Below are 9211 nucleotides of genomic sequence, written 5' to 3' on the forward strand. Positions count from 1 at the left end.
CCCGGCGCCGAAACCGGGGAACCCGGCGCCGAAACCGGGGAACCCGGCGCCGAAACCGGGGAACCCGGCGCCGAAATCGGGGAACCCGGCGCCGAAATCGGGGAACCCGGCACCGAAACCGGGGAGCCCGGCGCCAACGGGTCCAGCTCTGGCCGGCGCTCAGGCCGAGACGTTGTCCTCGAACTCGCGATCCTTGGTCTCGCGCGTCAGGAGCAGAGCCACGAGCGTGAGCACCGCTGCGACGGCGAGGTACACCCCCACGAGCACGGTGCTGCCTTTGCCCGCCTGCCAGAGCGCAATCGCGATGAAGGAGGCGGGCGCCGCTCCGATCACCGAGGACAGGTTGTACGCGATCGCCGACCCCGTGTAGCGGACGTTCGCGGGGAACAGCTCCGGCAGGATCGCGGCCATCGGGCCGAACGTGGCACCCATGAGCGTGAAGCCGACGACGAGGCCGACCATCGCGGCCCCCGTGCCCGGGCCGAACATGAGGCCCCACAGGAGGCCGAACGCGAGGATGCCCGCCGTCACCCAGAGCAGGAACTTCCTTCGGCCGTACTTCTCCGCCAGCGGCCCGGAAACCACGGTGAACACGCCGAAGAACACGACGCCGACGATGAGCATCCAGAGGAACAGCCCGCGGTCGATGCCGAGCCCGGGCACGAACGACGACGGGTCGAAGGACTTGCCGGACTTCTCAGCGGCCGCCCGGGCCACCTCGATCTTGTTGGTCGCGGTCGCGTAGGTCAGCGTGAAGCTCGTGGTGAGGTAGAAGAGCACGTAGGTCGCGAGCATGATGAACGTTCCCGCTATCACCGCACGCCAATGGTGCTTGAACGTCGCCGCGAGCGGCACCTTCGCGACCTTGTCCTCCTGGACCACCTTCTGGAAGGACGCGCTCTCGACGAGTTTGAGCCGCACGTAGAGGCCGATCGCGACCATCACGACGCTGAACAGGAAGGGGATGCGCCACCCGAAGTCCTCGAACTGCTTCGCCGTGAGGAAGCTGTTCATCACCACGTACATCGTGTTGGCGATGATGAAGCCGATCGGTGCCCCGAGCTGGGGGAACGTCCCCCACACCGCGCGCTTGTCCGCGGGCGCATTCTCGGTCGCGAGCAGCGCGGCTCCGGACCACTCGCCTCCGAGCGCGAGGCCCTGGAGGAAACGGAGGACGACGAGGAGCAGCGGGGCGAGAACCATCCAGCCGGGCGTCGTGGCGGGCGGGAGGACGCCGATCAAGAAGGTCGCGAGGCCCATGGTGAGCAGGGACGCGACGAGCGTGCCCTTGCGTCCGAGCTTGTCGCCGAAGTGGCCGAAGATGATCGAGCCCACCGGGCGGGCCACGAACGCGACGCCGAAGATCGCGAACGAGCTCAGGATCGCGTTGATGTCGCTCGCGCTCGGGAAGAAGAGCTTCGGGAAGACGAGTACCGACGCCGTGGCGTAGGCGTAGAAGTCGAAGAACTCGATCGTCGTGCCGATGAGGCTCGAGAAGATCACCCGCCCCCGGGTGTTCTTCCCTGTGTTCTGCGGTTTCGCTGCTTCGGCGACCGCTCGTGTGGCCATGGTGCCCTGCGCCTTTCACAAAATGCTGGACCCGAGCTGAAAAGTGGGTCCGAAATCTCAGTACGCCTGATCCTATGAAGAGCGTCCGATAATCGGACACTCGGTCCGCATAATGAGATGGCGTCATCGCGGATCTCACGGCTCACCGGGGACGACCGTGAGCTGAGAGGTCGATGTCACGGACCGTTTACAGCTTTCGACGCTGACCGAAACGCGCCCTTCCTACGGTGGAACCAGATCCCACCCCAGCTTCCCAGGAGGGCACATGAGCACTGCACCCCAGACAGCGGCAACCGTCCAGCACGTGAGCCTGGACTACCGGGCAGGCCGTTGGATCGAGCACTGGAACCCCGAAGACCCAGAGCAGTGGGAGCGTGAGGGCCGGGCCATCGCCCGCCGCAACCTCTCGTGGTCGATCTTCGCCGAGTTCCTCGGATTCGTCGTGTGGCAACTGTGGTCGATCGTCGTCGTCTCGCTCCCGGCCGCCGGCTTCAAGTTCGACACGTCCCAGACGTTCTGGCTCATCTCGATGCCGAGCCTCGTCGGCGCGACGCTCCGGATCCCGTACACGTTCACCGTCTCGCGATTCGGCGGCCGCAACTGGACCATCGTCTCGGCGCTCCTTCTCCTGATCCCGACCCTCGGCCTCGCGGCCTGCGTCGCGAACCCTTCGACGCCGTTCTGGCTCATGCTGCTCGTGGCAGGCCTCTCGGGCTTCGGGGGCGGGAACTTTGCCAGCTCGATGGCGAACATCACGTTCTTCTACCCGGCCAAGGAAAAGGGCTGGGCGCTGGGGCTCAACGCGGCAGGGGGCAACCTCGGCGCCGCGATCTCACAGCTGGCCGTTCCGATCGTGGTGAGCCTCACCGCCGTCGTCGTGACCGGCGGCATCGGCACTCACGGGACCAGCGGAACGCTTGCGATGGCAGGCCTCATGTGGGTCCCGCTCATCCTCATCGCCGCGTTCGGCGCGTGGCGGAAGATGAACAATCTCTCCCATGCGAAGGGCGATTTCGCAGGCTCCCTCGCGGCCCTCAAGGAGCCGCACCTCTGGGTCGTCGCGTTCCTCTACATCGGCACGTTCGGCTCGTTCATCGGCTTCGGCGGCGTGTTCCCCAAGCTCATCCACGACATCTTCCCCGCCTATTCGACGTTCGCGCTCGGCCCGGCGGCTCTCTCCCTCGCGTTCCTCGGCCCGCTCGTGGGCTCGATGTCACGGCCCTACGGCGGCAAGCTCGCGGACCGGTTCGGCGGCGCTCGCATCACCGTCATGTCCTTCGCGGTCATGGCGGTGGCAACTCTCGCGCTCATCGCGACACTTCCGCTGAAGAACTTCTGGCTGTTCCTCGGCCTCTTCCTCGTGCTCTTCGCCGCGAGCGGCGTCGGCAACGGCTCCACCTACCGCATGATCCCGGTGATCTTCGCCCGGGCCAGCCGAGCGGCCCGGTCCGGTGCGGCGCCGTCGCACACGGCTCGCCTCTCCTCGGCCGCCCTCGGCCTGATCTCGGCCATCGGCGCCTACGGCGGCTTCGTGATCCCGCAGCTGCTCGGGGCGTCGAGCAGCGCGACCGGCTCGTACGTCCCCGCGTTCTTCGGCTTCGTCGGCGCCTACGCGCTCATGCTCGGTGTCTCCTGGGCGTGCTACCTGCGCCGCGGAAGCGCTGTGGCCCGGACGGGCGCCTGAGGTGGCAGGTCCGACCGCGACCCACTGCCCGTACTGCGCCCTGCAGTGCGGCATGAGCCTCGAGCCCCGTCAGGAAGATCCAGCGACCATCGACGTCTCCGGTCGCGACTTCCCGACCAGCCGGGGAGGCCTCTGCCGGAAGGGCTGGACCGCGGCCGAGCTCCTGCGCCACCCCGAGCGGCTCACGGAACCCCTCATCCGGGACGGGCGCGGCGAGCTCCGCCCTGCCAGCTGGGACGAGGCGCTCGCGCGGGTGGCGGCCGAGGTCCGCCGAGCCCGGACCGAGTACGGGCCGGACGCCGTCGGGGTCTTCGGCGGAGGGGGCCTCACGAACGAAAAGGCGTACCTGCTCGGCAAGTTCGCCCGCATCGCCCTCGGCACGTCGCGCATCGACTACAACGGCCGGTTCTGCATGTCGTCCGCCGCGGCGGCCGGGAACCGTGCGTTCGGGATCGATCGGGGCCTCCCGTTCCCTCTCACCGACCTCGACGACGCCGATTCGATCCTCCTGCTCGGCTCGAACGTTGCGGAGACGATGCCGCCGTTCGTCCAGCACCTCGAGCGGGCCCGCGCGGCGGGCGGACTCGTCGTCGTCGACCCGCGCCGCTCGGCCACGGCCCAGCTGACGGACGACGGCGCGGGCACGCACCTCGCGCCGGCCCCGCACACGGACCTGGTTCTGCTGCTGGGCCTTGCGCACGTCGTGGTGAACGACGGCCTGCTGGACTCGCGCTATCTCGCGCGGCGGACCCTCGGGCTCGAGGCCGTGATCCGCTCCGTCGCTCCATGGTGGCCCGAGCGCGTCCAAGCGGCGACCGGGGTTCCCGCGGACCTGATCCGCGCGACCGCTCACCGCCTCTCCGAGTCTGCACGGACGGGCTCGTGCTACATCCTGACGGGCCGGGGCGTCGAACAGCACGCCGACGGCACCGATACGGTGACGGCCGCGATCAACCTGGCGCTCCTCCTGGGACTTCCGGGGTCCGCGCGCGGCGGCTATGGGACGCTCACGGGCCAGGGCAACGGCCAGGGCGGACGTGAGCATGGCCAGAAGGCCGATCAGCTCCCCGGCTACCGCAAGATCACCGACCCCGTGGCACGCGCCCGTGTTGCACGCGTGTGGGGCGTGCCCGAGGCGAGCATCCCCGGCCCGGGCTCCCCGCCGTCGAGCTTCTGGGCACCCTGGGGACGGACGACGGCGTGCGCGCGCTCCTCGTGCACGGCGCCAACGTCGTGGTCTCCGCGCCGGACGTCTCGCAGGTATCCGAGGGCCTCCGACGCTTGGACTTCCTGGCCGTCTGCGACTTCTTCCTCTCCGAGACGGCACGCGAGGCCGATGTCGTGCTGCCAGTCCTGCAATGGGCCGAGGAGGAGGGCACGATGACCAACCTCGAGGGGCGCGTGCTGCGTCGCCGCCGGGCCGTCGAGCCGCCCGCGGGCGCGCGCTCCGAGCTGTGGATTCTGAACCGTCTGGCCGAACTCCTCGAGGCGCCGTCGGCCTTCCCCTCCGACCCCGAGGCTGTCTTCGAGGAGCTGCGCGCGGCGTCGGCCGGGGGGCCCGCAGACTACTCGGGCATCTCGTACGCCCTGCTCGACGCCGACGTGGAGGCGTATTGGCCGTACCCGAGGGGTTCGCACGGGACCCCACGGCTCTTCATCGAGCGCTTCGCTCACGACGACGGACTCGCCCGGCTCGTCGCCGTCCGGGCCCCGACTCCCGCTGCGGCCTTCCCGCAGCCGGCCCTCGAGGAGTTCCAGCTCGCGACGGGACGGCTGCTCGAGCACTACCAGTCGGGCGCGCAGACGCGCCGGGTCCGCGCCCTGAGCGACGCACAGCCCGAGCCGCGCCTGCAGCTTCACCCGGCCTCCGCGGCCCGCCTGCGCATCGAGGACGGCGCGTGGGTGCGGGTGACCCGAGCCCGAGCGGCGGCCCCGGGAACGCACGCGGGCCAGCCTGAGGTGCTGTGCAGAGTCGAGCTCACGCCGGGCATCCGGCCTGACACCGTGTTCCTGCCGTTCCACTTCCCGGGCCTCGCGGCGGCGAACCGGGTCACGGAGGGCGCCACGGACCCGATTTCCGGTATGCCCGAGTTCAAGACGACCCGTGTCCTCGTCCAGGCCGCCCCACGAGAGGAGCGCCCGTGAAGTCCCCCGCCGCGCGCATACCCGAGCGCATCGTCGTCGTCGGCTTCGGACCCGTCGCGGCGCGCTTCATCGACGAGCTGCGACCCGTTGCCGCGGCCGGGATCGCCGAAGTGACGGTGATCGGCGAAGAGGAGCACGCGGCGTACAACCGCGTCTTGGTTGCGGATCTGGGCGTGGGCCGGACCACGCTCGCCTCGATGCAGCTCGCCGACCCTGACGAGCTCGCGGCCGACGGGGTGCGGGTCCTCCTGGGAACCGCCGCCGCGCGGATCGACAGGAGCCGACGGCTCGTGCACCTCACTGCGGGCGCCCCCCTGCCCTACGACCGGCTCGTCCTCGCGACGGGCGCGCGGGCCGTGGTCCCCAACCTCACGGGCCTCAACCCGGACCCGCTGCATCCGGTTCTGCCCCGCGGGGTGACCGCCCTGCGCGACCTTGCCGATGCGGAACGGCTCTCGGAAGCCGTGCTCGGACGCAAGCGGATCGTCGTGCTCGGCGGAGGTGTGCTGGGCCTTGAGGCAGCCCTCGCGGCGTCGGAGCAAGGCGCGACCGTCACGGTCGTGCACCACGGCGAGCGGCCCTTGGGACGGCAGATCGATCGCGGGGGCGGCGCGACCCTCGCCGCCGTCCTGCGCGGCGGAGGGCTGCGCCTCGCGCCCAACGCCCGGGCGACGGGGATAGAAAGCGGCCCTGACGGCGAGTTCCGGGCCCTGCTGCTCGACGACGGTTCCGCGTTGGACGGCGACCTGCTCGTCCTCGCGTGCGGCGCCCGGTCGCGGCGCGAGCTCGCGGAGGGCGCGGGGCTCGCCGTCGACGCAGGAATCCTCGTGGACCACCGGCTGGCGGCGCTCCACACCGAGCACGTGTTCGCGATCGGCGACTGCGCCGAGGTGCGCTGCCCGGATCCCACGTGCGAGGCGTGCGGGCGGGAGCGCGGGCCGAGCGGGCTCATCGCCCCGGGCTGGCGCCAGGCCGATTGGCTCGCCGCGTCGTTCCGCTCGCGGCTCCTCGGAGAGCCCGTCCCCGCTCCGCTCCCGGACGAACGCCCCGGCGTCCTCCTCCTCAAGGCGCGCGGCGTCAACCTCGCCCTTGCCGGCGACGTTGACCGCGAGCCGTGGGAGTCGATCGCCTGGGACGCGGACGACGGCGGCCGGCCGCCCCTCGAGGTTTCCCTGTGGGCGGACCCGGCCCACGGACGCTACGTCAAGATGTGCACGCGCGCCGGTGCCCTCGAGGGGTTCATCGCCCTTGGCATGCCGCGCGCCGCGGCCGAGCTGACGCTGCTCTTCGGCAGCGGCGCCGAACTCCCGGCCGACAGGTCCGTGCTGCTCCGGCTCGACGGTCCGGAGAGCTCGCTCGGGGCGCCGGGCTTCTCCGGGGGCCCAGAATCGACCCTCTGCCGCTGCGCCGGCGTGAGCCGTGGCACCGTCCAGGAGGCGGTCCTCGGTGGCTGCTCGACGGTCGAACAGGTCTCGAAGTCGACCCGGGCCGGGACCGGCTGCGGCGGGTGCCGCGACTCCGTGCGCGAGCTCATCGAAGAGCACTTCGCGGGCGTGGCGTAAGGCTACGCCGCGCCCACGACCTCCTCGAGTCCCTCGACGGCCTCCGCGAAAGCCGACCCCGGCGCGCTGGCCAGCGCGGGGAAGAGCAGTGCGTCCTCCTTGTCCGCGTGGAGCGAGAACGCCCTCACGATCGCCTGCCCGACCGCGGCTGCCCTGACGCCGTCGGAGATCCGGAGTTCTTCGAGGAGCGCGGCGATGGCCTCGTGGTCGTGCCGGAGGCCTTCGACGAGGAGCTGCGCCTCGGCAACACCCTCCGCGGCGGGATAGATCCTCTCCTCCTCCGCGACGCAGTGCGGCACAAGATCGTCCGTGCACCACTCGATGAGGTTGCCCTTTTCGTCGTACACGGCCCCGTTGTCCCCGGCCTCGACGGCGGCGGTCAGGGCCTGCGAGAGCGCGGAAGCGCGGTCTAGCATGTCGGCGTGGTGGCTCCGGACTGCGGTCAGGGCCTGCTGGTCGGAGAAGTGAGATGCCATGGCGCCATCATCGTCCCGACCCGTGAGAGCCTCAAGGCCTGACGGCGTCCTGGGGGACGCGTCGACTGCGGGGACCGTGTTCTTCTGGGCATGTGGGCGCCGGTTGGGGGCGCCGGTTGCGGGCTCGTGGGGCTCACACCCGCGTCGGGCCTGTCGCCTAGCCGAGGGTGGCAAGGGCCCGGTGCCGGGATTCGACCAGGACTGGCATGCCTGCCCCGGCTTCCATGACCTCGCCGTCGATCTGCAGCGGAACAGTTCCAGTGCTCGTGAACTCGTAGCGCCGGACGCTCTCCTGGACCCCCAGCCCCACAGTGGCGGCACGCAGGGCCATGAGCCCGATGCGCCACCTGCGCGCATGGGGCAGCATGACGACTTCGAAGAACCCGTCATCCGGATAGCCGGCCTCACTGAGGCGCCCATATTTGGCGATCCGGGGGATGTTGGCGAGGATCAGGCTGTCCAAGACGGCTTGGGCCCCGTCCGGACGGATGAGCTCAACAGGTGTGAGGCCCCGCACGGCCCGGGCCACGGACATGAGTTCGGTGAAGCGGCCCTTGATGCCTTTCTCGATGCCGATTGCCATCAAGGCCGTCAGCCCGAAACCGATGTAGGAGTGGGCGTACCGCGACCATCGGTCCGCGCCTTCCCCGACGGTGAGGCTCAGAAGGTCGATTCGGCGCACCTCGCCGCGGACGATCGCCTCGGCGATCGGCAAGGTCCGGGTGCTGCGCCGGTGGTCGTTGGCATTGCCGGCGCCCATGACGGCACAGACTGCCTCCCCTCCCGCGTCGAGGGCGCCGTTCACCACGTCGTTGTATCCACCGTCGCCGCTGATCGAGACCAGCAGCGGGCGGCCGCTGCCCGCCGAGCGGGCCACCTCCCGTCCATGGCCCGGGAAGGCCGTCGGCTGCAGGGTCACAGGAATGCCAGGCAGACGAGCAGACAACTCGGCACGCAGCTCCTCGGCCAGACGGTCCCGGCCCTGCGTCGGGTTGTAGATCAGCACGACCCTGTCGAAGCGTGCTGCGCCCCCGGTGCCGGTCATGCTGGGCCCGGTGCGCGTGCGCACCGGGCCAAGGCCCCGGCGTCGCGAGCCGGATCCTGGTTCTCGATCCGTGGTTTCTCCTCAGCCGCCGAAATCGATGGCGGCGGCCGCTTCTGCCACGCGGAGGAGCCGCTCGTGCTCGGCCTCGCTCAGATCCGCCATCGCTTGGCGTGCTAGCTCCTTCTGCGCCATGGCCTTCAGGCTCGCAGCGCGGACGATCGTTCCTACGACGGAGGCGAGCCCGTTTCTGAGCTCCTGCAGATTGGTGCCGCTGATCAGGAGCCGCCGGTCCGCGATGAGCAGCCCGGCCTGGCCGAAACCGGCTTCTTCCAGGCGCCTCTGCGTGGCCGGGTCGTGGATGGACTCCACCTCCAACGGGTCGGGGCGCCGCGAGAGGGCCGCCGTAACGGTGTACCTCTCTGGGCCCTCGGGCGTGAGGGTGTCGGACGGGAGGGCGCCGAGGACGACGGCGGTCACGCGGAGTGGATCGCCGGGCCCCGAGAGGTCGCCGGACTTTTGAAGAAGGCCTTCACTGCTTTCTGGGACGGTTTGCATGGTATTTCCTGCCTAGGTGGCGCTCATGACGCCGACATCCCAGATTGTGCCTTCTGGGGGAGGATTGAAGCACGCGCCTGTCACCACGCACAGTCCGAGGACCAGTCCGCCGAAGCCGCCAGACAGGCCCGAACGAAGCCCCCTTGGGGCTTCTTCTTCAGTCTACGCTCGCGCT

6 protein-coding genes and 1 pseudogene are annotated in these 9211 nt (G+C 70.3%); 3 read left to right on the plus strand and 4 right to left on the minus strand.

The features are described from left to right. Positions 1-159 precede the first annotated feature (159 nt). Complete coding sequence (locus tag V7053_RS16125) at positions 160-1569, minus strand: MFS transporter (protein ID WP_334173291.1); 1410 nt, start codon at positions 1567-1569, stop codon at positions 160-162. 265 nt (positions 1570-1834) lie between these two features. On the opposite strand from V7053_RS16125, the gene V7053_RS16130 reads away from it, so the two are divergent. From V7053_RS16130 to V7053_RS16140, 3 genes and pseudogenes are all read left to right on the plus strand, one after another. Continuing rightward, positions 1835-3253, plus strand: a complete 1419-nt coding sequence (locus V7053_RS16130; protein ID WP_334173292.1) for an MFS transporter — start codon at positions 1835-1837, stop codon at positions 3251-3253. Positions 3254-3305: 52 nt separating this feature from the next. After that, a pseudogene (locus tag V7053_RS16135) lies at positions 3306-5398 on the plus strand (molybdopterin oxidoreductase family protein). A 17-nt stretch (positions 5399-5415) separates the two neighbouring features. Next, positions 5416-6960, plus strand: coding sequence for an FAD-dependent oxidoreductase (locus tag V7053_RS16140; protein ID WP_334173296.1), 1545 nt, complete (start codon positions 5416-5418; stop codon positions 6958-6960). Positions 6961-6962: 2 nt separating this feature from the next. Here the strand turns inward: V7053_RS16140 and V7053_RS16145 are convergent, their stop codons facing one another. The 3 genes from V7053_RS16145 to V7053_RS16155 form a co-directional block, all read right to left on the minus strand. Beyond that, complete coding sequence (locus tag V7053_RS16145) at positions 6963-7436, minus strand: hemerythrin domain-containing protein (protein ID WP_334173293.1); 474 nt, start codon at positions 7434-7436, stop codon at positions 6963-6965. A gap of 157 nt (positions 7437-7593) precedes the next feature. Next, positions 7594-8481, minus strand: a complete 888-nt coding sequence (locus tag V7053_RS16150; RefSeq protein ID WP_334173294.1) for a diacylglycerol/lipid kinase family protein — start codon at positions 8479-8481, stop codon at positions 7594-7596. 81 nt (positions 8482-8562) lie between these two features. Beyond that, complete coding sequence (locus V7053_RS16155) at positions 8563-8958, minus strand: hypothetical protein (RefSeq protein ID WP_334173295.1); 396 nt, start codon at positions 8956-8958, stop codon at positions 8563-8565. Positions 8959-9211: the final 253 nt, after the last annotated feature.

The organism is Sinomonas sp. (assembly GCF_036848755.1).
Taxonomy (GTDB): Bacteria; Actinomycetota; Actinomycetes; order Actinomycetales; family Micrococcaceae; genus Sinomonas.

Bases quoted from the DNA above. Each gene is read 5' to 3' on its own strand.
- V7053_RS16125 (WP_334173291.1), bottom strand. From the start codon at position 1,569: ATGGCCACACGAGCGGTCGCCGAAGCAGCGAAACCGCAGAACACAGGG.
- V7053_RS16145 (WP_334173293.1), bottom strand. From the start codon at position 7,436: ATGGCATCTCACTTCTCCGACCAGCAGGCCCTGACCGCAGTCCGGAGC.
- V7053_RS16130 (WP_334173292.1), top strand. From the start codon at position 1,835: ATGAGCACTGCACCCCAGACAGCGGCAACCGTCCAGCACGTGAGCCTG.
- V7053_RS16150 (WP_334173294.1), bottom strand. From the start codon at position 8,481: ATGACCGGCACCGGGGGCGCAGCACGCTTCGACAGGGTCGTGCTGATC.